The organism is Mesorhizobium sp. M0854 (assembly GCF_040319815.1).
Classification (GTDB): domain Bacteria; phylum Pseudomonadota; class Alphaproteobacteria; order Rhizobiales; family Rhizobiaceae; genus Mesorhizobium.
In genome coordinates this window covers 1-25,774 of record NZ_JAMYOL010000015.1, presented here as the reverse complement: position 1 = coordinate 25,774, position 25,774 = coordinate 1, and the positions used below count along the sequence as shown (strand labels likewise).

Annotated in this window: 25 protein-coding genes; 12 read left to right on the top strand and 13 right to left on the bottom strand. The window is 62.7% G+C overall.

Going from position 1 to position 25,774, the window contains the following annotated elements; genetic code table 11:
• Positions 1-187: 187 nt before the first annotated feature.
• The gene (locus tag NKH99_RS21580) at positions 188-988 is read left to right on the top strand and encodes an SH3 domain-containing protein (RefSeq protein WP_353015433.1); all 801 of its coding nucleotides are present in this window, start codon (positions 188-190) and stop codon (positions 986-988) included.
• 63 nt (positions 989-1,051) lie between these two features.
• Here NKH99_RS21580 and NKH99_RS21575 read toward each other — a convergent pair whose 3' ends face one another.
• Positions 1,052-1,798 carry an SDR family oxidoreductase gene (locus NKH99_RS21575; RefSeq protein ID WP_352503604.1) on the bottom strand — a complete coding sequence of 249 codons (747 nt, stop codon included), beginning with the start codon at positions 1,796-1,798 and terminating at the stop codon, positions 1,052-1,054.
• 272 nt (positions 1,799-2,070) lie between these two features.
• Here NKH99_RS21575 and zwf point away from each other — a divergent pair, with 272 nt between their 5' ends.
• From zwf to edd, 3 genes are all read left to right on the top strand, one after another.
• Positions 2,071-3,540, top strand: coding sequence for a glucose-6-phosphate dehydrogenase (gene zwf / locus NKH99_RS21570; protein WP_352472717.1), 1,470 nt, complete (start codon positions 2,071-2,073; stop codon positions 3,538-3,540).
• A complete protein-coding gene (gene pgl, locus NKH99_RS21565; RefSeq protein WP_353015431.1) occupies positions 3,522-4,235 on the top strand; it encodes a 6-phosphogluconolactonase in 714 nt (237 codons plus the stop codon). The genes zwf and pgl overlap by 19 nt, the downstream gene beginning before the upstream one ends.
• Positions 4,236-4,308: 73 nt before the next feature.
• Positions 4,309-6,132: a phosphogluconate dehydratase gene (gene edd / locus NKH99_RS21560; protein ID WP_353015429.1), complete on the top strand. Its 1,824-nt coding sequence runs from the start codon at positions 4,309-4,311 to the stop codon at positions 6,130-6,132.
• Between the two features lie 48 nt (positions 6,133-6,180).
• Here the strand turns inward: edd and NKH99_RS21555 are convergent, their stop codons facing one another.
• The 5 genes from NKH99_RS21555 to NKH99_RS21535 all read right to left on the bottom strand — a co-directional run bounded on the left by NKH99_RS21555 (position 6,181) and on the right by NKH99_RS21535 (position 10,820).
• Positions 6,181-7,848: a vWA domain-containing protein gene (locus NKH99_RS21555; protein WP_353015427.1), complete on the bottom strand. Its 1,668-nt coding sequence runs from the start codon at positions 7,846-7,848 to the stop codon at positions 6,181-6,183.
• Between the two features lie 113 nt (positions 7,849-7,961).
• Positions 7,962-8,960: a GlxA family transcriptional regulator gene (locus tag NKH99_RS21550; RefSeq protein WP_254820541.1), complete on the bottom strand. Its 999-nt coding sequence runs from the start codon at positions 8,958-8,960 to the stop codon at positions 7,962-7,964.
• A gap of 16 nt (positions 8,961-8,976) precedes the next feature.
• Entirely contained in the window at positions 8,977-9,876 is a 900-nt protein-coding gene (gene folD, locus NKH99_RS21545) for a bifunctional methylenetetrahydrofolate dehydrogenase/methenyltetrahydrofolate cyclohydrolase FolD (RefSeq protein ID WP_023677432.1), read from the bottom strand.
• Positions 9,877-9,913: 37 nt separating this feature from the next.
• Positions 9,914-10,048 carry a hypothetical protein gene (locus NKH99_RS21540; protein WP_353015425.1) on the bottom strand — a complete coding sequence of 45 codons (135 nt, stop codon included), beginning with the start codon at positions 10,046-10,048 and terminating at the stop codon, positions 9,914-9,916.
• 25 nt (positions 10,049-10,073) lie between these two features.
• Positions 10,074-10,820, bottom strand: a complete 747-nt coding sequence (locus NKH99_RS21535; protein ID WP_353015423.1) for a hypothetical protein — start codon at positions 10,818-10,820, stop codon at positions 10,074-10,076.
• Between the two features lie 226 nt (positions 10,821-11,046).
• On the opposite strand from NKH99_RS21535, the gene proC reads away from it, so the two are divergent.
• The gene (proC, locus tag NKH99_RS21530) at positions 11,047-11,862 is read left to right on the top strand and encodes a pyrroline-5-carboxylate reductase (protein WP_352450914.1); all 816 of its coding nucleotides are present in this window, start codon (positions 11,047-11,049) and stop codon (positions 11,860-11,862) included.
• 14 nt (positions 11,863-11,876) lie between these two features.
• Here the strand turns inward: proC and NKH99_RS21525 are convergent, their stop codons facing one another.
• The 3 genes from NKH99_RS21525 to NKH99_RS21515 all read right to left on the bottom strand — a co-directional run bounded on the left by NKH99_RS21525 (position 11,877) and on the right by NKH99_RS21515 (position 13,927).
• Entirely contained in the window at positions 11,877-12,269 is a 393-nt protein-coding gene (locus tag NKH99_RS21525; RefSeq protein WP_352450913.1) for a type II toxin-antitoxin system VapC family toxin, read from the bottom strand.
• Complete coding sequence (locus NKH99_RS21520; RefSeq protein ID WP_023677427.1) at positions 12,269-12,511, bottom strand: type II toxin-antitoxin system VapB family antitoxin; 243 nt, start codon at positions 12,509-12,511, stop codon at positions 12,269-12,271. The genes NKH99_RS21525 and NKH99_RS21520 overlap by 1 nt, the downstream gene beginning before the upstream one ends.
• A gap of 87 nt (positions 12,512-12,598) precedes the next feature.
• A complete protein-coding gene (locus NKH99_RS21515) occupies positions 12,599-13,927 on the bottom strand; it encodes an NAD(P)H-dependent oxidoreductase (protein WP_352750682.1) in 1,329 nt (442 codons plus the stop codon).
• A 283-nt stretch (positions 13,928-14,210) separates the two neighbouring features.
• On the opposite strand from NKH99_RS21515, the gene NKH99_RS21510 reads away from it, so the two are divergent.
• The 4 genes from NKH99_RS21510 (at position 14,211) to NKH99_RS21495 (ending at position 17,343) form a co-directional block, all read left to right on the top strand.
• Positions 14,211-15,446 carry a pilus assembly protein TadG-related protein gene (locus NKH99_RS21510; RefSeq protein ID WP_156937362.1) on the top strand — a complete coding sequence of 412 codons (1,236 nt, stop codon included), beginning with the start codon at positions 14,211-14,213 and terminating at the stop codon, positions 15,444-15,446.
• 26 nt (positions 15,447-15,472) lie between these two features.
• Complete coding sequence (locus NKH99_RS21505) at positions 15,473-15,892, top strand: TadE/TadG family type IV pilus assembly protein (RefSeq protein WP_353015421.1); 420 nt, start codon at positions 15,473-15,475, stop codon at positions 15,890-15,892.
• Complete coding sequence (locus NKH99_RS21500; protein ID WP_023677423.1) at positions 15,882-16,286, top strand: TadE/TadG family type IV pilus assembly protein; 405 nt, start codon at positions 15,882-15,884, stop codon at positions 16,284-16,286. The genes NKH99_RS21505 and NKH99_RS21500 overlap by 11 nt, the downstream gene beginning before the upstream one ends.
• Before the next feature lie 175 nt (positions 16,287-16,461).
• Entirely contained in the window at positions 16,462-17,343 is an 882-nt protein-coding gene (locus tag NKH99_RS21495; RefSeq protein ID WP_353015419.1) for a YihY/virulence factor BrkB family protein, read from the top strand.
• A 112-nt stretch (positions 17,344-17,455) separates the two neighbouring features.
• Here the strand turns inward: NKH99_RS21495 and NKH99_RS21490 are convergent, their stop codons facing one another.
• From NKH99_RS21490 to NKH99_RS21475, 4 genes are all read right to left on the bottom strand, one after another.
• Positions 17,456-18,217, bottom strand: a complete 762-nt coding sequence (locus NKH99_RS21490) for a glutamine amidotransferase (RefSeq protein WP_352541745.1) — start codon at positions 18,215-18,217, stop codon at positions 17,456-17,458.
• 85 nt (positions 18,218-18,302) lie between these two features.
• A complete protein-coding gene (locus tag NKH99_RS21485) occupies positions 18,303-19,304 on the bottom strand; it encodes a rhamnose ABC transporter substrate-binding protein (protein WP_352822957.1) in 1,002 nt (333 codons plus the stop codon).
• Between the two features lie 46 nt (positions 19,305-19,350).
• A complete protein-coding gene (locus NKH99_RS21480) occupies positions 19,351-20,340 on the bottom strand; it encodes an ABC transporter permease (RefSeq protein ID WP_352822960.1) in 990 nt (329 codons plus the stop codon).
• Positions 20,337-22,895, bottom strand: coding sequence for an ATP-binding cassette domain-containing protein (locus tag NKH99_RS21475; RefSeq protein ID WP_353015416.1), 2,559 nt, complete (start codon positions 22,893-22,895; stop codon positions 20,337-20,339). Before NKH99_RS21475 ends, NKH99_RS21480 begins: the two co-directional genes overlap by 4 nt.
• 196 nt (positions 22,896-23,091) lie before the next feature.
• Between NKH99_RS21475 and NKH99_RS21470 the strand changes: the two genes are divergently transcribed.
• The 3 genes from NKH99_RS21470 to NKH99_RS21460 all read left to right on the top strand — a co-directional run.
• A complete protein-coding gene (locus NKH99_RS21470) occupies positions 23,092-24,375 on the top strand; it encodes an ROK family transcriptional regulator (protein ID WP_023677417.1) in 1,284 nt (427 codons plus the stop codon).
• A gap of 192 nt (positions 24,376-24,567) precedes the next feature.
• On the top strand, positions 24,568-24,768 hold the full coding sequence (locus tag NKH99_RS21465; protein WP_023719429.1) for a CsbD family protein: 201 nt from the start codon (positions 24,568-24,570) through the stop codon (positions 24,766-24,768).
• A gap of 744 nt (positions 24,769-25,512) precedes the next feature.
• A partial coding sequence (locus NKH99_RS21460; RefSeq protein ID WP_353015414.1) for a hypothetical protein occupies positions 25,513-25,774 on the top strand: 262 nt, incomplete at its 3' end.

The window sequence follows — 25,774 nt, the reverse complement described above, 5'->3', positions numbered from 1 at the left end:
GAAAGATGATGCTCGTGGGCAGCTGAACGGGGAATTTTTGCGGGCCTGCCCGCTTTTGGTTTGGGACCGATGCCGATCGAAATGCCGGCTCTCCGGCATGGGTCGTAAGAACATCGGCCCGCAAATGGAGGTGGCAAGTGTGAGAGAGCCCTTCAGTTTCGGCGCGCCGGAACGACGGCGCCTTGCGATGCAATTCGGTTACGATATGCGGCCGACGTTCTGGCACGGGGTCCGGTCGAACGCGCATCTGGTGATAGCCGCGCTTGGCACGGTCGCACTGCTCGGCGTTGCCGCGGTGGCACTGTGGCTGGCATTGCCGGCAAATGAGCGACAAGCGGCCGCAAGTCCTGAGCAGATCGTTCCGACCATCCCGGTCAAGACGACGAAGATCATGCCTGCCAAGGTTGCTGCGCCGCCGCGGACGACGGGCAAGGCAGATGCGGTTTCCCCAGCGGTGGCCGCAGCGGAAGCCGAGATACCAGCGCTGGCTCCCAACGATCCGCGCTGGACAGGGCCAAAGACGGCATCGGCCGCCGCCACGGCAGCATCCGACCAGCTGGCAAGCCAGACCGAGCAGGCGACCGATAAATCGTCTGCTTCGGTGGCATTCGCCGACCCGGCAGCAAAACCCGACGCTGCGGCATTGTTTGCCAAAGTCGCGGCTCCCGGCAGCTCAACGAAAAACAGCGGGCCCGATGGCGCGCAGACCGCCGCCATCCCCACGCCCAAGCCGCAACTGCCGACGCAGACTTCGAGCGAAGACGACAACAGCACCAAGGCAAATTCCGGAAGAGCCAATACTGCCGGTACCGGACGCATCCTGAGATCCGTCACCATGCGCACCGGCCCAAAAAAGAATGCAGCCGCCATTCTCACCGTGCCGGCCAAGACCTCGGTGCAGGTGATGAGCTGCAAGCAATGGTGCCAGATCGTCTACAACGGCAAGCGCGGCTGGATTTACAAGAGCTACGTCAAAACCGGGGCGTAGGGCCGGCAGAGCGATTGCGGGTCGCTCGCCATCAGCCAGTCCTTCGCCGGAGGCCCCGGCCGTTCAAATACAACGTCCGCCGTCGACTTCCAGCGCCACGCCAGTGATGAAAGCCGCTTCGTCCGAAGCAAGCCAAAGCGCGGCATTGGCTATGTCGAGCGGCGTCGAAAGCCGGCCGAGCGGGATCGACGCGCGGAACTTCTCGCGGATCTCGAGTGTGTCGGCGCCCATGAATTTCGCGAGCATGCCGGTCTCGCCGGCAACTGGGCAGAGGCAGTTGACGCGGATGTTCTTCGGCGCGAGTTCCACCGCCATCGATTTGGTCGCGGTGATCGCCCAGCCCTTCGATGCATTGTACCAGGTGAGGCCAGGCCGCGGCCTGATACCGGCCGTGGAGGCCGTCGTCAGGATGACGCCACCGCCTTGCCGTTCCATGACCGGCACCACTGCAAGCGCTGCGTGGTAGATCGCCTTCATGTTGACTGATGTGATCAGGTCGAAGGTCGCTTCGTCGACTTCCAGCATGTCACCGTTGCGATGGGTGTAACCGGCGTTGTTGACCATGATGTCGATGCGGCCGAAGGCGCTCATTGCGGCATTGACCATGTCGTCGAATTCGGACCGCAGCGAGACGTCGGTCTGGGTCCAGATCGCCTTTTCGCCGATCTCGCCGGCAACGCGCTCTGCGCCCTTGGCGTTCAGATCGGCGACGACTACCCGCGCGCCCTCCTCGGCAAAGCGCCTGGCCATGCCCTCGCCAAAGCCCGAGGCAGCGCCAGTGATGATTGCGACCTTATTTTTGAGGCGCATGCTTTTCTCACTCATCGTTGAAAGCGATCGATGACGCGTTTGGCCAGGCCATCGAAAGATGTGCGTCCATTGACGATTTCTCCTTTGGCTTTCGCTGCCATCCGGCTCTATGCTGCAACTGCGAAGGCTCCGGAAGCATCGCTTGCCGACAAGCCTCCGGCCAGCGCCGGTGTCAAGAGCACACGCGGATGTGACGCAATGGCACTGGCAAGTTTAAATCGATTAGATTATATCAGCCGCGTTATCGCGACCGGCGTCACAGCGGACAGACCATGACCAGCCAGATCATTCCCGTCGACCCTTTCGACTTCATCATTTTCGGCGGCACCGGCGACCTGTCGGAACGTAAGCTTCTGCCGTCGCTGTACCACCGGCAGCGCGACCACCAGTTTTCCGAGCCGACGCGCATCATCGGCACATCGCGTTCGAAGATGACCGACGAGGAATTCCAGTCGTTCGCCAGGCAGGCGATTGCCGATCATGTAAAACCGGAGGATATCGACGCCACGGAACTGAAGACGTTCCTCGCGCGGCTCTCCTATATCCCGGCAGATGCAACCACAGGTGCCGGCTTCGACAGGCTGAAGAAGGCGATCGGCGACAGCGAACACATCCGCGCTTTCTATCTGGCTGTGGCACCGGCGCTGTTCGGCGACATCTCGCACAAGCTGAAGGAGCACGGGCTGATCACGCCGAATTCGCGCATCGTGCTGGAAAAGCCGATTGGCCGCGATCTCGCTTCGGCGCGCGCGCTCAACGACCTGGTCGGCGACGACTTCCATGAAAGCCAGATTTTCCGCATCGACCACTATCTCGGCAAGGAGACGGTCCAGAATTTGATGGCGCTGCGCTTTGCCAACGCGCTCTACGAGCCGCTTTGGAATTCCGCCAATGTCGATCATGTGCAGATCACCGTGGCCGAGACTGTCGGCCTGGAAGACCGCGTCACCTATTACGACAAGGCCGGCGCATTGCGCGACATGGTGCAGAACCACATGCTGCAGCTGCTCTGCCTGGTCGCGATGGAGGCGCCGTCGTCGATGGACGCCGATGCCGTCCGTGACGAAAAGCTGAAGGTGCTGCGGGCGCTGAAGCGCATCAACGGCAACGAAGCGCCGAAGCACACGGTGCGCGGGCAGTATCGTGCCGGCGCCTCGGCCGGCGGGCCGGTGAAAGGCTATGTCGAGGAACTCGGCAAGAACAGCAACACCGAGACTTTCGTTGCGCTCAAGGCCGAGATCGGCAACTGGCGCTGGGCGGGCGTGCCGTTCTACCTCCGAACCGGCAAGCGGCTGGCGACCCGCGTTTCGGAGATCGTCATCGAATTCAAGCCGATCCCGCATTCGATCTTCGGCGAGAGCGCCGGGCCGATTTCCGCCAACCAGCTAGTCATCAGGCTGCAGCCCGACGAGGGCGTCAAGCAGTTCATCATGATCAAGGATCCGGGGCCGGGCGGCATGCGGCTGCGCCAGATTCCGCTCGACATGAGTTTTGCGCAATCCTTCGACGGCCGCGCCCCCGATGCCTATGAGCGGCTGATCATGGACGTCATCCGTGGCAACCAGACGCTGTTCATGCGCCGCGACGAGGTCGAGGCGGCGTGGAAATGGATCGACCCGATCCAGGACGCCTGGGAGAGCGGCAGGCAAGAGGCGCAAGGCTACACCGCCGGCACATGGGGTCCCTCGGCCTCGATTGCGCTGATCGAACGCGACGGGCGGACATGGCACGAGAGCAATTAGGCGGCGCCTACAACTGGCACGAATTTGCCGGACGCCAGGAGTTGGCGACAGCGCTTGCCGGCCACGTCGTCGGCCGTCTGTCAAAGGCGATCGCCGAGCGCGGCACGGCGCTGCTTGCGGTCTCGGGCGGCACGACGCCGGCGAAATTCTTCGCGGCGCTTTCGACCGTTCCGATCGCCTGGGAAAAGGTGACGATAACATTGGTCGACGAGCGCTTCGTGCCGCCCTCATCGCCGCGCTCCAATGCCGGCCTGGTTGCCGCCAACCTGCTGCAGAACGCGGCCGCCGCCGCGAATTTCGTGCCGCTCTACCACGCCGCGGCAAGTATCGAGGGTGCAGCGGTCTCCGACAGTGAGGCGCTGCAAGTGCTGCCCTGGCCACTCGACGTCGTTGTGCTCGGCATGGGAACTGATGGCCACACCGCCTCGTTCTTTCCGGATGCCGACAACCTGGCAAGATTGCTCGATCCGTCGTCGCAAAGGATCGTGCTTCCGGTTCACGCGGCAAGCGCCGGCGAGCCACGGCTGACGCTGTCACTGGGGCGGATCATCAATGCCACCTTCATCGCGCTGCATATCGAGGGCGCGGAAAAACGCAGCGCATTCGAGGCCGCGCTTGGACCTGGAACACGAAAGCCCATTCGCGCCGTGCTCGATGCCACTCAAAAGCCCGTAGAGGTTTTCTGGGCACCCTGATCTCAACTTGGCTGCAGGTCCCGGCAACAGCCGGAAGGTGTTTGCGGGACCTCGCCTGAAAGGACCGACCGCCATGACCGCAAAACGCGATATCGAAGCCATCACCCAGCGCATCCGTGAGCGCTCCAAGCCCGGTCGCGAGGCCTATCTCGGCCGCATCGCCGAAGCCTCGAACCGCACCGCCAACCGGGCCGTGCTGTCCTGCGGCAACCTGGCCCACGGCTTTGCCGTCTGCAGCCCTTCCGAAAAGGTGGCACTTGGCGGCGACCGGGTGCCGAACCTCGGTATCATCACCTCCTATAACGACATGCTGTCGGCGCATCAGCCTTTCGAGACCTTTCCGGCGCTGATCAAGGATGCGGCGCGCGAGGCCGGCGGCATCGCCCAGGTGGCCGGCGGCGTGCCGGCGATGTGCGACGGCGTCACCCAGGGCCAGCCCGGAATGGAGCTGTCGCTGTTCTCGCGCGACGTGATCGCCATGGCCGCGGCAATCGGCCTGTCGCACAACATGTTCGATGCCGCCGTCTATCTCGGCGTCTGCGACAAGATCGTGCCTGGACTGGTGATCGCGGCGCTGACCTTCGGCCATCTGCCGGCGGTCTTCATCCCGGCCGGGCCGATGACGACCGGCATTCCGAACGACGAAAAAGCCAAGATCCGCCAGCTCTATGCCGAGGGCAAGGCGGGACGGGCCGAACTGCTCGAAGCGGAATCAAAATCCTATCACGGGCCGGGAACCTGCACTTTCTACGGTACCGCCAATTCCAACCAGATGCTGATGGAGATCATGGGCCTGCACACGCCTGGCGCTTCCTTCGTCAATCCCGGCACGCCGTTGCGCGACGCACTGACCAGGGAGGCGACGAAGCGGGCGCTGGCGATCACCGCGCTCGGCAACGCCTACACGCCGGTCGGGCGGATGATCGACGAGCGCTCGATCGTCAACGGTATCGTCGGCCTGCACGCCACCGGCGGTTCGACCAACCACACCATCCACCTGATCGCCATGGCAGCGGCGGCCGGCATCGCCATTACCTGGCAGGATATTTCCGACATCTCGGAAGCCGTGCCTCTGCTGGCGCGAGTCTATCCGAACGGCCTTGCCGATGTGAACCACTTCCATGCCGCCGGCGGGCTCGGCTTTCTGATCCGCGAACTGCTCGACGCGGGCATCCTGCATGAGGATGTGCAGACGGTGTGGGGCGAAGGGCTGCGCCCCTACGCGGTCGAGGCCAGGCTCGGCGCCGACGGCGGCGTCGTGCGCGAGGCTTCGCCGCGCGAGAGCGGGGACGAGAAGGTGCTGGCGCCGTTCAAGAAGGCGTTCCAGCCGAGCGGCGGTCTGAAAGTGCTTTCGGGCAATCTCGGCCACGCCGTCATCAAGACATCGGCGGTCAAGCCGGAGCGGCGCATCATCGAGGCGCCGGCCAAGGTGTTCGACAGCCAGCAAGGCCTGAACGAGGCGTTCACGGCGGGGTCGCTGACCGGCGACTTCATCGCCGTCATTCGGTTCCAGGGTCCGAAGGCCAACGGCATGCCGGAATTGCACAGGCTGACCACCGTGCTCGGCATCCTGCAGGACCGCGGCCAGCATGTGGCGCTGGTCACCGACGGCCGCATGTCGGGCGCTTCAGGCAAGGTGCCGGCGGCGATCCACGTGACGCCGGAAGCGGCGGAGGACGGGCCTATCGCCAGGATCCATGACGGCGATATCATCAGGCTCGACGCCGAGGCCGGGACGCTGGAGGTACTGGTGCCAGCCGGCGATTTCGCACTGCGCCGCCCCGCGGACAGCGACCTCATAGGCAATGAATTCGGCTTCGGCCGCGAGCTTTTCGCCGGGTTCCGGCAGTTGGTGGGACGCGCCGACCATGGCGCCAGCGCCTTCGGTACGGCATGATTTTTTCGGCAATAGGGAAGAGCGGCTAATGGCTGCTCTCCACTGGATCTATTGAACCGTCAGTTCGGCTCGCGCGCCGGCCCTGACCGTTACCGTGCCTTCCTTCGAGCTGTTGTCCGATTTCTCCGAAACCACCGCGTAGTCACCGGCCGACAGGGTGGCTTGAAACTTCTGATCATAGGCGTAGCCGACCGACTTGCGGGTTCCGTCGATGGCCTTCCTGGCCTCGAATATCTCGATCTTCGAGGCTCCTGGCGCGGTTATCGTCAGCATGCCGGCGTTCATCGCGATCTTCAGATCCTGATGGTCGCCAACCTTGACGCTGAACGGCTGCTCGGCCACCGCAAGGTCGACCGTCGCGACCATTACATAATCGTCGGGCGGCAGATCGAACTTGCTGTCCGGACCGTAGGCATAAGTCACCTCCTGCCTGGTTCCGTCGACGTTCTTTTTCGCCTGGAGCACTTTGAAGCCGATGCCCGAACCCTCGGCCTTGTCGCCGCCGGCAGCATAATAGGCGTTGGCGACGACACGCCCGACGCCGACGATGATGTCCTTGTCGATGACCCTGCCGGCGGCAAGCGGGATCGTCTCGATAACCATGCCCTGGCCGATCGTGACCGTCACCTTCTGGTCACCGGCCGGCAGCACGACTTTCGTATCACCGTAATAGGTCGCCGGGGTGTCGACGCCGGGATAGCCGATTACGACAGCCGCGCCGTCATCAACGTCCGCTCCTTCGCTTGGCCGCGGGTGGATGACCAGCGTGCCGGCATTCAGGTTGAAGTGCGGTTTGGCGACCTGGCCAGGCTCTATCTCGATCTTCTGTTCGGCCCTGGCCTCGCCGGCACGCGCGACGACGATATAGTCGCCCGGCTCCAGATTGCCCTTGTAGGTGCCATATTCGGTGGTGACGGGATCGCCGCGCGTGCCGTCGGAATTCGCCTTGTAGATCTCCCAGGCATTGCCGTCGGTGACGGGATCGCCACCCTCGGCAAGCACGACGGTGGGAACGAAATTGGACTCCGCCGGCTGAGCGGGCGCCGGCTGGGGAGCAGGCTGCGGGGCGGGAGTGGGTTCAGGGGCGGGTGGCGGAGGCGCAACGGTCTCGACGAGCGCGTCCTGCAATGCCTTTTCATCCGACGCTTCGATATATTTGCCGCCGGTATTGTCGGCGAGGCAACCGATCTGCTTGCCCTCGGCGGCCGTCAGGCCGAAGCCGACGACATTGACGGTGAAGTCGACGCCAGCAGCCTCCAGTTCCTTGCCGAGCGCACAGGGATCGCCGCTACATGTCTCGATGCCATCGGTGATGAGAACGACCGTCGCCTTGTCCTCGGTGTATTTCAATGCTTCCGCCGCTTGCTTGACCGCAGCGGTCAGCGGCGTCTTGCCCTGAAATTTCAGACTGTCGGCCGCGGCTGAGATCGCACTTGCCGAGCCTGCCTGCGGCGGCACGATAAGTTCGATGTCGTCGCAACTGGCCTTCTCGCGATGGCCATAGGCCATGAGGCCGATTTCCTCGTCGGCCGGGACCGATTGCAGCACGTTCCGCAGCGATTGACGGGCGATTTCGAGCTTGGACTTGCCGTCGATCTGCGCCCACATCGAGCCGGAGGCATCGAGAATGACGATGACGCGATCGGCGGCGAAACCGAACCCCGTCATCCACAGCAGCAGGGCCGCCGCAGCGGCGCTCCGCACGAATCCCGCCATCGAATATCTCCCCCAATCAGTCGCCGCCGCTCGGCGCCGGAAAGCTATTTGACGCTGCGTTGCGACACAAGCCCGGGTGGAGCACGAAGCTGCGTCGCCTCCGTGCAAAACCGTCAATAGGTCGTGCGGCGTTCCTCGGAAGGCGGCCGGCCGAATTGCAGCCGGTAGCTCTGGGCAAAATAGGAATGCGAGGTGAAGCCGGTGGCGATTGCCACGTCGAGGATCGGCATGTTGGTCTGGCGCAGCAATTCGCGCGCCCGCTCGAGCCTGAGCCGCATATAATAGCGCCCGGGCGTCACACTGAGATGGCGCAGGAACAGGCGCTCGACCTGGCGCACCGACAGGCCCGCCGACTTGGCAAGCTGCACCGCCGACAGCGGCTCGTCGAGATGGTCGGCCATCAGCTCGACGATGCGGCGCAGCTTCTCCGACTTGCCGGTCAGGTCGCGTTCCGGGCCGACGCGCTGGCGGTCGCCGGCCGAGCGGATGCGCTCATGCTGGAACTGGTTGGCGACGCCATTGGCGAGGCTCGAGCCGAAATCGCCGCGCACGATCTCCAGCATCAGGTCGATCGATGTAGTGCCGCCGGCGCAGGTGTAGCGCTTGCGGTCGATCTCGAAGACGTTGCCGGTGCAGTTGATGTCCGGAAAGCGTTCGAGGAAGCCGGCGCGGTTTTCCCAATGGATGGTGCAGCGATAGCCATCGAGCTGGCCTGCTTCGGCAAGCAAATAGGAGCCGACCGAAAGCGCGCCGAGCGCATTGCCGCGCCGGCCCCAACTGCGCAGCGCTGCCAGCACCTTGCTCTTGCCGGGAAATTCCGTCGTCAGCCCGACCGAGACGAACAGGATATCGACCGGCGGCAGATCGGCAACCGCGTAGTCGATCTTGAGCGGCAGGCCGTTGGACGCCATGACGGCGTCGCCGTCGGCCGACACCGTAGTCCAGCCATAGAAATCGCGGCCGAGCAGCCGGTTCGCCGACCGGAACGTGTCGATTGCTGCGGCCAGCGAGAACATGGAGAACTTGTCGACCAACAGAAACCCGAACTGCCGCCCGCCCTGAACGGGATCATTGGTGACCGGCCGTTCTAAGGGAACAGTGAGGTTCGGCAAGGACGCTGCTTTCTGGTCAGAAGGAAGGCCGTTTCAATCCGGCTGCGAGATAGGCGGAAGCTAGCGTGTTGGCCATCAGCATGGCAATGGTCATCGGTCCGACGCCGCCAGGCACCGGCGTGATGGCGCCGGCCGCCTTCGCTGCTTCGGCAAAGGCGACGTCGCCGACGAGGCGCGTCTTGCCTTCGCCCTTTTCAGGTGCGGCGACGCGGTTGATGCCGACATCGATGACGGTGGCGCCAGGCTTGACCCAGTCGCCGCGGACCATTTCAGACCGGCCGACGGCGGCGACCAGAATATCGGCGGTGCGGGCAAGCGCCGGCAGGTCCCTGGTCCGGCTGTGTGCGATGGTGACGGTGCAATTGGCGGCAAGCAGAAGATTGGCCATCGGTTTGCCGACGATGTTCGAACGCCCGACGACGACCGCATTGAGACCGGACAGGTCCTTGCCGCGCACGCGTTCGATCAGCAGCATCGAGCCGGCCGGCGTGCAAGGCACGAAGGCGGTCTCGAGTTCGCCGGTGCCGAGCTTGCCGACATTGATGAAGTGGAAGCCGTCGACATCCTTCTCCGGCGCGATGGTCTGGATGATCTTGCCGGAATCGATATGGCCGGGAAGCGGAAGCTGCACGAGGATGCCGTTGATGGCCGGATCGGCGTTGAGCTGGCCGATGATCTTCAACAGGTCCGGCTCGGAGGTTTCGGCCGGCAGCGTGTGCTGAACCGAATGGAAGCCGCATTCCTTGGCGGTGCGGGATTTGGAGGCGACATAGACCTGGCTCGCCGGATCCTCGCCGACGATGACCACGGCGAGACCGGGCTGCCGTCCGCCCTTTTCCGCCAGTTCGGCGGTCAGGGCCTTGACCCGCCGCACCACGTCTTCGGCGACGCTTTTTCCGTCAATCAACTCAGCCATGAACCACCCTCGACGCCTATCGCGTAAGCCTGCCGCGTTAAAACATCCATGCGGCGCGCTCCAGATATCTTTTATGCAGGCCGTTGCCCAGAACCATGCGCTGCGGGCGGACATGCAGCTCGGCATTTTCACGAAAATCGAGCCGGGCAATCCCGTCAATGCGCCGTCCCATGCCGTTAACTCGAAACCGGCATGTTTTATTCGACGCTCAGAAATAGCGGGCGCGCGCGGTTTTCGGTGAGCTCGCGAACGACCTCGCGGAATTCGCGCAGGCTGGCGCGGATTTCCTCGATCTGGCTTTGCTGATCGGCGGCTTCCGAGGCCTGATTTGCCTTCCTCGACCAGGCCTGAGTACGGGCCGAATGCGGCGGCGGGGGTTGCTGCGGATAAGGTGCCCGACCGGCATAGAACGGCTGCGGGTGGAACGCAGGCGGCATCGCTGCGGTGGAATTTGTCGCGGCGGAAGTCTCACCGGACGCCATCTCCTCCGGCGCTCTGCCAGGCACGAGCCGGCGCAGCGCCGACAACACGGCACCGATCGCGCCTGGACGTTTGGTGCGCGCGATCTCGACCGGCTGAGCGGGAGGCGGCGCTGCCCGGTATGCTGCGTGATCCGCGGAACCGGCATCGGGGCCGCCAAGGGAGCCAGCGGGGTCGAAAAACCCATCGGCAGCTGCAGCCTCTTCCATCAGTATGGTGCCGGCCTTTGGCTCATCAGGATCGGGCTGGCTTATGCCGGAGGCTGCCAACAGGATCGGACTGGCACGCGCTTCGCGGCGCGAGCGGGCAAGACGATGGCGTGTGGCGGCATCCTCGCGCCATGACGGGCCTGCGCGGTCCTCTAGCGAAACCAGCGATGCTTCGTCCTCGCCGCGCACCGCCTCGACGAGCGACAGCAAGGACTGCTCGTTCCTCCAGTGTTCACGATTTTTCCTATAAGCCATGGTTTCTGGAGCCTTCCCCTCGGGCTGGGACGTAGCGACCGCCACCGGTTAAGCGATGCTAAACAGGCATAGGAAATAAAAGGTTAATTTGGTCGCCGCGCGGCTGCGCAACTACATGCGCATCCCAACCGTAAGGTCGGGGTTTCCGCCTGATCACGGTCCCAACAGGGCTTCCCCGCCCTGCCGCGAACGTCTATGGGGAAGCCATCTCTATGGGAGGCTTTCGATGACGATCAGGCTTGTTCTCGCCGGTTGCGGCAATATGGGCTACGCCATGCTCTCGGGCTGGCTGAAAGCCGGCAAGCTGGCTCCGGCGGTGGTGTTCGTGGTCGAGCCCAATGCCGAGTTGCGCAAGCGTGCCGAAGCACTGGGCTGCGCTGCTGCCGCGGATGCCGGCGCCATCCCGGCGGACGCCGTGCCGACCGTCGTCGTCATTGCGGTGAAGCCGCAGGTGATCCGCGACGTGACGGCTGGCTACATCCGCTTCAACGATGGCCGGACCACCTTCCTCAGCATCGCCGCCGGAACGCCGGTGGCCACGTTTGAAGGTATTCTCGGCGACCGCGCGCCGATCGTGCGCTGCATGCCCAACACGCCGGCGGCGATCGGCAAGGGCATGATGGTGGTGTTTTCCAACAGGCTGGTTTCCGACGAGACTAAACGCTTCGTCGCCGACCTGCTTTCGGCAAGCGGGCAGGTGGCCGATATCGACGACGAGGCCCTGATGGATGCGGTGACGGCAGTCTCCGGGTCGGGGCCGGCGTATATCTTCCATTTCATCGAAGCGCTGACCGTGGCCGCCGAGAAAGCCGGCCTGCCGACCGGGACTGCCAAGCTCTTGGCCATGCAGACGGTCTACGGCGCCGCATCGCTGGCCGCCGAAAGCGGCGAGGAGCCGGGCGTGCTCAGGCAGCAGGTGACCAGCCCCAACGGCACCACGGCTGCGGCCCTTGCAGTACTGATGGGCGAGGACCGGCTGACGCGCCTGCTCACCGAGGCGGTGGAAGCGGCGCGGCTGCGGTCTATAGAGCTGGGGAAGTAACAGCCGGTTGCGGATTACACGAGGTCGGTATGCGAAAAGTCGTTGCCCTTGTAGAGCAGTGCGGAGCCGTGACTTTTTGCGCAGGCATAAGAAAGGCAGTCGGCTAAGTTGAGCTGGGCGGGATGTCCGCGCCCCTTTCCGTAGTCTGAAAACGCCTGGATCGCGAGCTTGGCATCGCTGGCGTCGATCGGCACAATTTCGATTTCGGCCTCGCGAAGAAACGCCTCTATCGCATCTCCGGCGACAACCGGCGGCACGGCAAGCATCGTCGAAAGCCGCATCGCCGCTTCAAGCACCACCAACGCCGAAGTTATTCTCGCGGGCGCTGCCTCAATGCGGTTACTCAACTCGCCGGCATCCTCTTCGCCTGAAAGAATCGCGACAACCACGGAGGTGTCGATGAACATCAGGAATGGCCCCACATCTCATCGATCTCATCCTTCGTCACAGCCCGACCACCTTGGCCTGCCTTGGCCTTGAAGTCGTTGGCAATGGCAGCAAGCCGCTCAGCCAGGGGAATGCGTCCGCTCTCCCGCTTCAACTCGGATTCAAGCGCTTCGATGACCGCTTCGGTCATCGAAATCTTGCGTTTGGCAGCAAGCTCTCGCGCCAGTTCGCGTGCGCGCGGGTCCCTGATCTGAAGATTCATGTGATCGCCTCCGCCTTCATCGTCAATACAATATAGAGAGTTGTAATGACAATGCCAGTGGGCCCGGCCAAAGGCCACCGCGACAGCTCACCGGTCGACAGCGTCACGCCCATACAGCATCTCGTCCTGCAGCCGGCGCAAGGCGAACAGCCTGGTCGTCGGGTCGGGCGCGGCATTGTCGGCGGTGAGCAATTCGCCTTTCCTCACCGGTTTCAGCACCTTGCCGCCTTCGAGCAGACCGACCGGCACGGCGCGATGGGCGCGGGCCTGTTCGACGGTCATGGTCCAGGAGCGGTAGCAGGTCTCGCCGATCGCATCGAAAACCTCGCCTGCCGCCAGATCGCGCTTGGCCACGGCGCAGACCTCGGCCACCGGCCGCGGCAGCGGCACCATGTCGGGCTTGCCGTAAAGCGCGATGCGAGCCGCCGTCAGCGGCACTTCCAGCGAGGTCAGATGGTAGGGCCTGAAGAAGCTGTAATAGGGGCCGTGGCCGATATGCAGATCGTCCATGCGCTCGATGATGCGCGGATGGGTCGCCTCGACGATTACGAAGACGCCGGGCGCCACGCCCTTGCCGACGGTGTAGTCGACGACGCCCTTCTTCGACAGAATGCCGCCCTGCTCGCGCGGGATCAGCACCTTGACCAGCTCGTCGCGATCGGCCTTGGGGCCGTGCATGCCGGGAACGTCGGGCACCAGCCCGGTGGCGTTGGCAATGGCGCACATCTCGACCATGGTTTTCGAGCCGTCGACGAACTCGACCAGCATGCGCGGATTCATGTTGCGGCGCAGCGCCTCCTCGCGGTAGTCGTCGGGAACGGCGTCGTGGTTGAGAGGGTTGTTCTTGCCCTTGCCGGCGGAGACGATGGTGTAGCCGAGCGCCGAGGCGAACTCGATCAGCTCCATGCAGCTCGACGGCTCGTCGCCGGCGCCGACCGAATAGACGACGCCGAGCCGGTCGGCCTGCTGCTTTAGATAGCAGCCGATGGTGACGTCGGCCTCGACATTCATCATCACCAGGTGCTTGCCGTGCTGCATCGCCATCAGGTCGAAATCGGCGGCGACCCCGGGCTTGCCGGTGGCATCGATGACGACATCGATAAGCGGATTGGTGACCAGCATTTCGTTCGAGGTGACGGCGATCTTGCCGCTTTCGATCGCCTGGCTGACCTTCGAAGTGCTGTCCGCTTCGGCTGCCATCGCCTGGTCGCCATAAGCAATGCGGATGGCGTCACGCGCCGTATGCGGGCGGCGCGTCGAGATCGCGCAAACCGAAATGCCCGGCATCAGCATCCCTTGGGTCACCAGGTCGGTGCCCATCTCGCCCGAACCGATAACGCCGATGCGCACCGGGCGGCCTTCCGCGGCGCGCTTGGCAAGATCGCGGGCAAGCCCGGTCAAGGCGACATTGGTCATACTGGAACGTCCACTGCTTTTTGATTTGAAGCGGGAATAGCAGGGAACGGCAACCCATTGCCAATCGAAACCGGCCGCGGCGGTCTTTTCTTGCGCATGACCCCGGAAACCAGAATTGTTCCTATGAAGACATGCACCCGGCCGAAGGACTAACGAGGGTCCTGTGGCGCCAAGGGCCCGCGTTGAAGCGGCGGAACGGGCCGTTAAGCCCGGATGGATCGCAGCCAAGAAATGTACGGAAATTCTTAGTCATTCTTTTATGCAATCCTGCTTTAATAGGGAAATGGACTGGCGTGCCCGCATTTTTAGGTGTTTTTTCCGCGCTATGCGACCGATCGGCGAGAGCGGCAACGTTGCTACTATTTTTGCTCTATCTTTGCCGATTGTCGTCGGCGGTGCGGGCCTCGGTATCGAGACTTCCTATTGGTATTACAGCAGCCTGAAGCTACAAGCGGTGGCGGATGCGGCGGCCTATGCTGGCGCTTTGGAAAAGGTTTCGGGATCCGACACGCCAAAGATTGTCTCCGCAGCGACAGCGTCAGCGACCACGAACGGCTGGGGACCGTCAGCAGGTACAATAGAGGTCTTCTCGCCTCCGTCAGCCGGTCCAAATGTCGGAAAAAAGGCGGTTGAGGTAGTCGTTCATCAGAACCTCGATCGGTTCTTTACGTCGATATTCACGCAAAACGCAGTTGGCGCACAAGCAAGGGCGGTGGCTCTTATTACGGATGCTTCAAAAGCCTGCATTTTGACGGTCGATCCTTCCGCTTCGAAAGCGGCGCTCTTTTCCGGCAGTTCGACCACAAAACTGACAGGCTGCTCCGTCATGTCGAATTCGATAGCTCCGGACGCCATCAAACTTCAGGGATCGGCAAGCCTTGATGTCGATTGCCTGATATCGGCAGGCGGTGTTTCGTTGAGCAACGTCGTGAAGACCGTTTGCGCCAGCCTGATAACTCAGGCGCTGCCCGCTGCTGATCCTTTTGCCGACCTGCCGGCGCCGCCGGCCACGAACCCTTGTCAAAACGGCAATCAGTCAACCTTGCAACCTGGAACATACTGCAAGGGGCTCAGCTTGAGCGGCAATGTAACCCTCTCGCCCGGGATATACGTCATTGAGGGAGGCGATTTCAAAGCGAGCTCGAATGCAAATATTTCCGGCGAGGGTGTCGTCATTTATCTGGCCGATACCTCCGGCGTTAGCATGAACGGCACGGCGACCGTCAAGCTCAGCGCACCGACGTCGGGCACCTATTCAGGTGTGCTGTTCTATGGCGACAGAGCCAACCTGGCGGGATCCAACACGTTTAATGGCACGGCGGATTCGCTATTGACAGGCGCTCTGTATTTTCCAACACAGGGCGTCAATTATCTCGGCAATTTCTCGGGCAAGGGTGGTTGCACGCAGGTCGTCGCAAGTACCGTGCAATGGTCCGGCAACGCAAACATCATTCAGGATTGCACGAGCCTTGGAATGCGAGACATTCCGGCCACGCAAACCGTTCAGCTTGTCGAGTAGTTTTCGTGGATCGGCTACAAGTCCGGATGCTCCGGAGTGATTCGGGTGTTGCCGCGGTAGAGTTTGCGCTGGTTCTGCCCGCCCTTTGCCTGGTACTTCTTGGCATCATCGACGGCTGGTCTTTTGTCTCGAGCGCATTGTCGATGCGTGCAGGCGTCAAAACCGCGGCGAACCTCGTGATGCAAGGAGCAGTCGAGGATACGACCATCCAAGCTGTCGCTCTTTCGAGCTGGGAAAACCATCCTGATGGCGCGCAGGTGGCAGTGAGTCGGAAATACACGTGCGGGAACATCGTGGCCGATCCATCGGTCCTGTGCGACACTTTGAAAGCCCCCTCGGTCTTCCTCGTAATACAGGCGACAGCCACCTGGTCACCGCCCTTCAGTTTTGGCGCGTTTTCCCTCTCGCGCGAACTCAGTCATCAACAGGTGATTCGTGTCCGCTAAGTCGAGAGCTTTCACGGGGGATGCATCAGGCGGAGCTGCATTAGAGTTCGCGCTGATCGCGCCTTTTCTGATAATGCTTTTGATCGGCATCTTTGCATTCGGCTGGGCTCTGAATGCTATGTCGAGTGTTCGGTACACGCTGGAAACGTCGTCACGTGCGCTGCAAATGAAGAACTCGCTGACGCAGGCCCAGATCCAAGCCATTGCCACGGAAAAATTACTGGATTTGGGATTGAAAGACGTCGATGTAACAATAGCAATCGACGCCCCCAGCGGCGGCTTTCGCATGGCACATCTGACCGCCCAATATGCGTTCGTGATCGAGTTCCCGTATTTCAACCGATATCCGATAAATTATCAGACAACTGTCACAGTTCCCCTGATTGCATCGTGAGCACGTCCCCGGCCAGTCGAGCGGCCACCTTTCGCAGGATGTTCGCTGCACGCCGCCTTTATAGGCGATCGCCTTGTACAGCGTGCCGTTGCCGGCTTTGTTCCGGCCGAGCCCCCACCCCTCGCCCAGCGCTGCGCGGCCGCTACTTGTTTGTTGACAGGCATGCGAGGCCTACATGTGGAATTTGGCAGCAGAGGGCTGGAGGCTCCTCAAGCAGAGCGTCATCGGCTTCATCGACGACAATGCGCTGAGCCATGGGGCGGCGATAGCGTTTTATGCCACGACCTCGCTTGCGCCGATCCTGCTCATCGTTGTCGCTATTGCCGGCATGGCCTTCGGGCACGAGGCGGCGCAACTCGCCCTTTCGGCACAGATCGCTGGCCTGATGGGGCCGCAAAGTGCCGAGCTGCTGCAGGCGACGATCGAGAGCGCCTCGCAGAAGGAAGCGGGAACCCTTGCCAGCATTCTGGGGCTGGTCACGCTGTTCGTCGCCGCATCCGGCGTGTTCGGCGAAATGCAGCTGGCGCTGAACGAAATCTGGAAAGTCAAACCGACCGGGGCAACGATTTCACGAATGGTGCGGGCACGCATTGCAAGCCTGGGCCTGGTCGCCGCGCTTGGTTTCCTGCTGCTGGTGTCGCTGGTCGTAAGCGCTGCAATTTCGGCGCTCGGAGAGGTCATCAACGCCGACCTGCCGTTCGGCACCATCATCCTGAGCGCCATCAACGGGATCGTCTCGTTTGCCCTGATCACACTGCTGTTTGCCGCAATCTACAAGGTGCTGCCGGACCGCAGCCTGCAATGGCGCGATGTCGGCATCGGCGCCGCGGTCACCGGGTTTCTGTTCACCATCGGCAAGTCGCTGATTGGCTGGTATATCGGAACCAGCGCCATCTCATCATCATACGGCGCGGCCGGCGCCCTGCTCGTCGTGCTGTTATGGGTCTATTATTCAGCGGAGATATTTCTGCTGGGCGCCGAATTCACGCGAGCCTATTCGGTTCGACATGGCAGCCGGTCCGATTTGAAGAACAAGGTGGAATTGCATGGCAAATGAGTTCACGCCGAAATTCGACCTAGCCGACGAGGTGGTGGTGGTCACCGGCGCCTCGCGCGGCATCGGCCGCGCCAGGACAACCGCACTGGGTCAAACCTAGTGTCCGGCTTCCTCATTCATTGCCGGCAAGCCAACGGACCATATTCGCCATCAGTCTTCCGTAGAACGGCCACGCGAGGAAATCCTGCGAGAGCCAATGCGGGCCGATATCGGTTGCCCAGGCAATCGTGCGGCCGCGGCCATGGCTATCGACGGCAAGGAGCGGCCAGTCGGTGCCGCGATGGTGGCAGGTCGCCAGAAGCCGGGACGAACCGTCGCGCCTGAATTCCAGCTTGTTCATGCCGAGAATCGGCGGCAAAGGCCCCTCCACCCCGGAAAAAATCGGATGTGACGACTGCAGGATGGAGGCCTGCAGGCCTTGCGGCACCTCCATGCCGTCGCAGTAGGGTAGGCAACGGACCGGCAGAACGTCCTCGACCGGGGTGTCGTGGAAACGCGCCGTCCCGAACATGCCCTGAAAGCCCATATAACCGCCGGCCAGCATCAGCCCGCCGCCACCTTCGACATAGGCCTTGAGCACATCGAGGCGGTTGACGCCGACACGCCCGGTGCGGGCATCCGGCGTCACCAGCAATGTCAGGGCGCCGACATCGGAGATCACCACCGCCTGATATTGGGCGAGCCCATCGAGGTCATAGGGAAACTCCGCGCTGCAACGCTCGCCGCCGATCTGCGTGACCGCGATGCCTTCAGTGGTCAGCGCGGCATTGAAGGCCGTCGCGCCATTTGTCGAGGTCGCACTTGTAAGCACGTCGCTGCCGATGGCAACCGAGGTCGTCGCTGCAAAGGTTTCGCCTGCAAGCAATATCTTCATTGCCGCCCCGCACTGTTTCATTCGAGAGGTTTTTAGGAAGGGCGCCGGATGGACCGGCGCCCCCTAGAACTCAAGCCCTACAGGATCAGAATTTGAATTCGGCCAGATTTTCGGGAGTTACGATCTTGGCCGGACCAAGGATCAGTTCGCCGCCGGCGCCAATCGTGTATTCGCCGAGCCTGCCTGCCGTGAACTTCTCACCCTCCTTGCCGGTGATCTTGCATTGCGCAAACGCCTGGGCCGTCTGATAGGTAAGATAGCCAAGATCGGTGACGTTCCACCAGATATCCTGAGCCGCTTCGTCCTTGATGTATTTCGAGATCAGAGTGGCCGGCGCGAGGCCGGTCAGCTTGACCTTGCCGATCATGCCCGCTTCCTCGAGTGCACGCGCGGCCGCCGGAAGGCCGATGCCTGCCGGGACGATGATCACCTTGAGATCGGGAAACGCCTGCACCAGCGCCAATGCCTGCTGCTGGTTGATCTGTTCGCTTTCTTCGCCATAGGCCACCTGCACCAGCTTCATTTTGGAGAACTTCGGCTCGGCCGCCATTTTCGCCTTCATGAAGTCGATCCAGGCATTCTGGTTGGTCGCCGTCGGCGTCGACGACAGGATCGCGAATTCGCCTTCACCGCCGCTGAGGGCGAATGCACTTTGGAGCATCATCTCGGCGAGGCTGTCGCCCTTCACCTGATTGACGAACACCGCACGCGCATCGGCGGCCACATCGGAGTCATACGAAATCACTCTGACGCCCTGCTGAACGGCGCGCTTCAGCGCAGGCGCGACGGCGTTGGCGTCGTTGCCGGCAATTGCGATGACTCCGACCTTCTGCGAGACAAGGCTGTTGATGAATTCGATCTGCGCCTCGGCGGTCGCCTGCGATGGGGCGACCTGGGTAGCGGTGCCGCCAATTTCCTTGGCTGCCTCTTGTGCGCCTCCAAAGGCCACTTTGAAGTAGGGATCCGTGTCGAGCTTGGGCAGGAAACCGACCGTTACGGGTTCCTTGGCGCACTCCTGGCTGAAGGCCAGCGAGCTTTGCGCAAGCAGAACCGCGGATGCGAGCAGGGCTAATCTAAACGCTTTCATTGTGACTCCTCCGTCAAAATTCGGGCTTGAAGGAAGGGGCCCGAGATCACCCCTTTGTCTCGCGCATTGCGCGGGATCTGCTGAGCATCTCCTGTGTGGAGCGCCAGTAATTGCCGACCAGCAGCGAGCCGATCAAAAGCAGGCCGATGATCATGCCCTGCGCGTCGCCACCGATCTGGTTCAGCGCCAGCACGTTGCGGATGATGGCGATCAGGACCAGTGCCAGCATGACGCCGGTCAGGCGGCCCTTGCCGCCAAAGACGCTGATGCCGCCGAGCAGCACGATGGTGATGACGTCGAGCTCCATGCCGAGCGCATTGTTGGCGCGGGCGTTGGAAAGGCGCGCGGTGTAGACGATGCCGGCTATCGCCGCGACGACGCCCGAGACGACGAACAGGTTCAGCACCATCCGGCGCGTGTTTATGCCGGAATAGCGCGCCACTTCGGGGCTGCCGCCGAGCGCGTAGATGCGCTTGCCGGTCGGCGTCTTCTGCAGCACGACCGCAAACACCGGCGCCAGCACCAGGAAGGGCACGATGGTCCACGGTATCTCGGTGCCAGGCAGGTTGTTGATGCCGAAATCGACGACCGCAGGCGGCAGGATGTTGACCGAGCCGGTGCCGAGCAGGATGTAGCCAATGCCTCGATATAGCGCCATGGTGCCGAGCGTCACAACCAACGACTGCAGTCCAAGGCCCGAGACCAGATAGCCGTTGAAGGCGCCGAGCAGGCCGCCGATGACGAGCGTCAGCGGGATTGCGGCAAGTGTCGGCACACCGGCCTGGACCAGCAAGCCAAAGACGACGGACGTCAGCGCCAGCACCGAGGCGATCGACAGGTCGATCTCGCGGGTGATGATGAGCAGCGCCATCGGCAGGATCAGCAATGCCTTTTCCGAGGCGCTGGCGGCCAGTTGCGAGAGATTGAAGCCGGAAACGAAATTCGGCACGAAGATCGCGGCATAGAGGAAGATGGCCACGCAAGAGGTCGCCAGCAGCAGATCCCAGAAGTCGATCGAACGGAGGAACTTTTTCACCGCGCCCTCGCCTGTCTTGCCTGCTCGGCCCGCCGCACGATGAAGGTGTCGATGCCGATGGCGACCAGGATCACGAGGCCGTAGACGCCCTGCAGCCACAGCGGGTCGACGCGCACCAGCGTCAGCCCGTTCTTGATGACGAGCAGCGTGAGCGCGCCGAGGATGATACCGAGCAGCGTGCCCGAACCACCGCGGATGGCGACGCCGCCGACCACCGCCGACGCGATCACGGTGAGTTCGAAGCCGAGCGCGACGCGTGCATCGATGGTCGCATAGCGCGATGCCCACAGCGCGCCGCACAGGCCGCCGAGCAGGCCGGCCATGCCAAAGGCCAGCAGAATGCGGCGGTCGACGGGGATGCCGATAAGACGCGCGCCGTCGGGATTGGAGCCGGCGGCGAACAGTTCGCGCCCGATCGCTGTGCGATAGAGCAGCACGTAGCCCAGGCACAGGATAACGATCGCGATGACGACGATCAGCGGCACGCCGGCGATCTTCAGGCCGGTCATGTCGAGCCAGGCTTGCGTGACTTCGTCGGCGCTGATCTGGTCACCGGCTGCCCAGATCGAGTTGAAGCCGCGGAAGATCGACATCGAGGCCAGCGTGACGACGATCGCCGGGATCTTTCCCCTGGTGACGACGAGGCCGTTGATCAGGCCGGCGACGCCACCGACGGCGCATGCGGTTATCAGGCCAATGCCGATGTCGAGCCCTGGATAGGCCTGGACCATGCTGGCCGCCATGTAAGCCGACAGGCCGATCACCGCAGCGATCGAAAGGTCGATGTTGCGGGTGATCAGCACCAGCATCTGCGCGAGTGCTGCAACGACGAGCAGGGCGGCATCCATCGACACGGCGGTCAGGTTTGCAGCGCTCACCATGCGCGGGTTGATGATGGTGACCGGGACGGCGACCGCCAGCATCGCGGCGAGCAGACCGAACTCCCGCCGCTTCAGTATGTCGAGCGGTCCTTTTCTCTTCTCCTCGCCGGCGGCCTGTGCCGCCGCATCGGCGCTTTCGCCGGCCTTGGTCGCTGCTTCCAGCACCTTTTCCTGAGTGGCTTCGCCCCTGGCAAATTCGGCCGTCCGATGGCCTTCGCGCAGGACGATGATGCGGTCGCACATGCCGATGAGCTCGGGCATTTCGGAGGAGATCAGGATGATTGCCATGCCCTGGGCGGCAAGGTCGGCGATCATCGCATGCACTTCCGCCTTGGTGCCGACATCGATGCCTTGCGTCGGCTCATCGAGGATGAGGACGCGCGGTTCGGTGCGCAGCCATTTGGCCAACACTACCTTCTGCTGGTTGCCGCCGGACAGTTCCTTTACCGGCTGCGCGTAGCCGAAAAAGCGAAGCTTCATGCGCTTCAGCCAGTCCGAAACCAGATTGATCGCGCGGTTCGTGCCGTAGAAGCCGGAGCGGGCTGCCTTGTCGAGGACGGGCAGCACAGCGTTGTCGAGGATGGAAAAATCCATCACCAGGCTCTGGCCCATGCGGTCTTCCGAGACATAGGCGATGCGCGCATCCATGGCGTCGCGTGCCGAGGCGAAGCGCACTGCCTCGCCGTCGATCAGGATTTCGCCGGCATCGGGCTGGTCGATTCCGAACAGCACGCGCGCGATCTCGGTCCGCCCGCTGCCGACCAGGCCGCCGAGCCCGAGCACCTCGCCGGCATGGAGCTTGAGGTCGATATTGGAAAAGCCGCCGGCGTGCGAAAGCCCCCTCGCCTCCAGCACCAGTGCGCCAGTGGCGTGGCTTCGTTGCGGATAGAGGTCGGTGACCTCGCGGCCGACCATCATGCCGATGGCAGCGGCGCGGCCAAGCTCGGCCTTCGGCTTGACGCCAATGAGGCGCCCGTCGCGCAGCACCGCGATGCGGTCGGCGATGCGGAAGATCTCGTCCATGCGGTGGCCGACGAACATCATCGCCACGCCATGCAGCCGCAGGTCGGCGACGACGGTGAACAGCCGCTCGACCTCGCGCTGCGACAGGGCGGCCGTCGGCTCGTCCATGATCAGCACCCGCGCGTCGAGCGACAGGGCGCGGGCGATCTCGACCAGTTGCTGTTCGGAGGTGCGCAACGTTCCGAGCCGGGTTTCGGCCGGCACGTCGAGGCCGACTGTCGCCAGCACCCTGCGCGCGCCGGCAAGCATGGCGGCGTTGTCGATGCCGCCGAAGCGGTCGCGCGGCATATGGCCGAGATAGATGTTCTCCGCCACCGAAAGATCAGGGAAAAGACCGGGGTGCTGGTGCATGACCGAGATGCCGGCAGCCTGGGCGTCGTGCGGCGAATGGAAGACCACAGGCTTGCCATCGACTTCGACATGGCCGCCGGTCGGGAGATACACGCCGGCCAGCAGCTTCACGCAGGTGCTCTTGCCGGCGCCGTTTTCGCCAAGCAGAGCCAGCACCTCGCCTGAGCGCAATTCGAAGGACGCGTCCTTGAGGGCAATCGTGCCGCCGAAGGCTTTTGTCGCCTGAACCAGGGCAACGGGGACAGCCGCGTCGCTCTTCACCATGGCGTCGGCTTCGCCTAATGCGCCCAAGTGCAGCACCTTTCCTCCCTGGTCCTGTTTTTTCAATTTGCTATATTAAATGGCCGAATGCCGCAACTGGAAAATTGACTTCCATGGCCGCGAAGGGCACTGTCGCGTCGCGCACGGGTGCGATTGGAGTGCTCGACCCCGCGGCAGCCTCAAAGCTGCAAGCGGCTGGAGTGGCTCTGCGGGAATGAATGGGGAGGCGCCGGTTTTGTCCGGAAAAGGCAGCAATTCGGTCAAGGTTCGGCATTATAACGAGCGCTTCGTGCTTGATGCCATTCGCCGCCTGAAGGAGGCATCCAAGTCCGATCTGGCGCGCGCCGCAAATCTGACGCCGGCTGCGGTCGCCACCATTGTCGACGGGCTGGAATCGTCCGGATTCGTAAAGCAAGTGGGAAAAAGGTTCGGGCAACGCGGATCGCCATCCACTCTCTACCGACTTGCACCTGAGCGTATCTACAGCGTCGGCATCAAGATCGGCCGGCGCGCGCTGGAAGCCGTGCTCGTCGACTTTGCCGGCGAGGTCCGCTCGCGCGAGTCGCACGAATATCGCTTTCCGGATCCCGACATGGTGCTCAAGGCAGGCAACATGTCGCTGGCCAATTTCGACAAGCTGGTCGAGGGGCTTGGCGATGCCAGCATCGTCGGCGTCGGCATCGCCTCGCCATATTTCCTCGGCGGCTGGAGCGAGGAACTCGGCTTTCCCGACGACCTCGGCAGCCGCTGGGAAGCAATCGATCTGACGACATTTTTCGCCACAAAGCCGAAGACCCCGGTCTTCGTGGAAAACGACGCGTCATCGGCCGCACTCGCCGAACTCATCCAGGGGACCGGCGCGCGGTTCCGCGACTTCATGCATATCTCGATCGACACCTTTGTCGGCGGCGGACTGGTGCAAGGCGGCAAGGTCCATACCGGGCCGCACGGCAACAGCGCCGCGCTCGGTCCTTTGCCGGTCTCGCCTTCAAGCCTCGATTCGGTGGCGGCCAAGCCGGCGCGCTACCAGAGCCTGCTGCATCGCGCTTCGATCTATGTGCTGGTCAATCATCTCAAATCGCGCGGCATCGAGATCAACCGCGTGCGCGAACTCGACCCCTTGCCGCCAGGGGCGCGCGAGCCGCTGTCCGAATGGATCGACGATTGTGCCAATGCGCTGGTCGAGGCGATCATCGCCATCACCTCCGTCATCGACATCGAGGCGATCGTCCTCGACAGCATCCTGCCGCGGCCGATTCATCTCGAGCTGCTGGCAAAGGTGCAGACCCAGTTCAACAGGATCAGCGCCATCGGCATCGTGGCGCCGGAAATCGTCTCGGGACAATTCGGCCCCGAGGCTTCGCCGATCGGCGCGGCGATGCTGCCGTTCTCGGCACTGTTGGCGCCCGACAGCGGCGTGCTGATGATCGGCAAGGACAGAACAATGCTGCCGGGCAGCCTGTCGAGGCTAGCCAGCCAAGGCCAACCAGCAAGAAGCTCAGCGCCTTCAACGGCATAAGACAGTGCCGCGAAAGAGCATCAAGCTCCAGGCATCATCAACATCAGCTCGCAGTCCGGCACGGGCACGACGGGCTTTTTGCGCCGGCACTGGAACTTTTAGCGGCTGCTAATCTTCATTCGTCACCAACATTGAAATGCCGATCGGTCCGCGCTCCGCTTCAGTGCGGGCCCAGGAAGCAAGGAGGAACATATGAACTGGGATCAAATCAAGGGAAAATGGACGCAGTTCAAAGGCAAGGCGAAGGAGCAGTGGGGTGACCTCACCGACGACGATCTTGATCGTATCGAGGGCAATAGGGACCAGCTCTTGGGACGCATCCAGGAGCGATATGGCATCGCCAAGGAAGAGGCGGAGCGCCAGGTTGATAACTGGTCCAGAAGCATCAGCTGAGCCTTTGGATGCAATGCCGTTTGCTGCCCACCACCGGGGTGAAACTCTGCGTCGCCCGCCGTGCCGACTGGTGCCGTGGGCTCTTTCGACAGCGAGGCCCGCGAGGAACCTTTAGCCGCATCTAATGTTCCACTTGCGTGGCGGGCTTCGCCCCGGCGTGCGCCCAGCCCAGATGCAAGGAGTGCAATCGTGAACAACATTATCTGGCTGGTCGGCGCCATCGTGATCGTAATCGCCATTTTGAGCTTTTTGGGTCTGCGATAGGCCTTAGCCCTCTCCTCGACCTCTTCGATTCGGCAACGGCTCCCTCTCGGCGTGGCCTCACTGCCCGTTGCATTCAAGCAGGTCAGACTTAGGTCCCAAGCAAGATACTCAAGGATTGGACCGAAGCCCCGGCTGAGGAACGTAGCCGGCTGGCTCACGTTGTGGTGAGCTTTGGCGCGACGAAGATGCGTCCGGGCGGATGAGTTCAAGCCAGGGAGGAGAGGCCCCGACGCTCCGAACGGGCGGCGGGCCTGGACGTAAATGCAAACGATCAGCAGGCTGTTCAATTCCCATGCCCAGGCAGCACGTGCCGTTGCCAGGCTTCAGGCTGCCGGGATTCGTCGCCGGCAAATCAGCGTCGTCGGATCTTACAATGACAATGATGAACCGATCAGCGTTGCTGGATATTACGAAGATGAGATGAGCGCTCTCTGGCGAGGTGCCGTCGCTGGTGCCGCACTTGGCGCGACGGCTGGTCTGTTGGCCGGCTTCAGCGCTTTTGGAGCTCAAGACGTTGATCCTGCGGGGATGACCGGCATGGCCCTGGTCGGTGCGGCTTGGGGCGGCTTTGCCGGCGTGCTTCTCGGAACTTTTGCCAATTTTGCCCAGAAGCCTCGCAAGCCGAAGATCGCTGAGGGTGTCGTATTGGTGATTGCTCGCGTCGATGAAAGGCAGGCCGGCGCCGCGCATACGGTGCTCCGGAGTTTCGCGGAGATGCCTTCCGGGCCGATGAAGAGGAGCG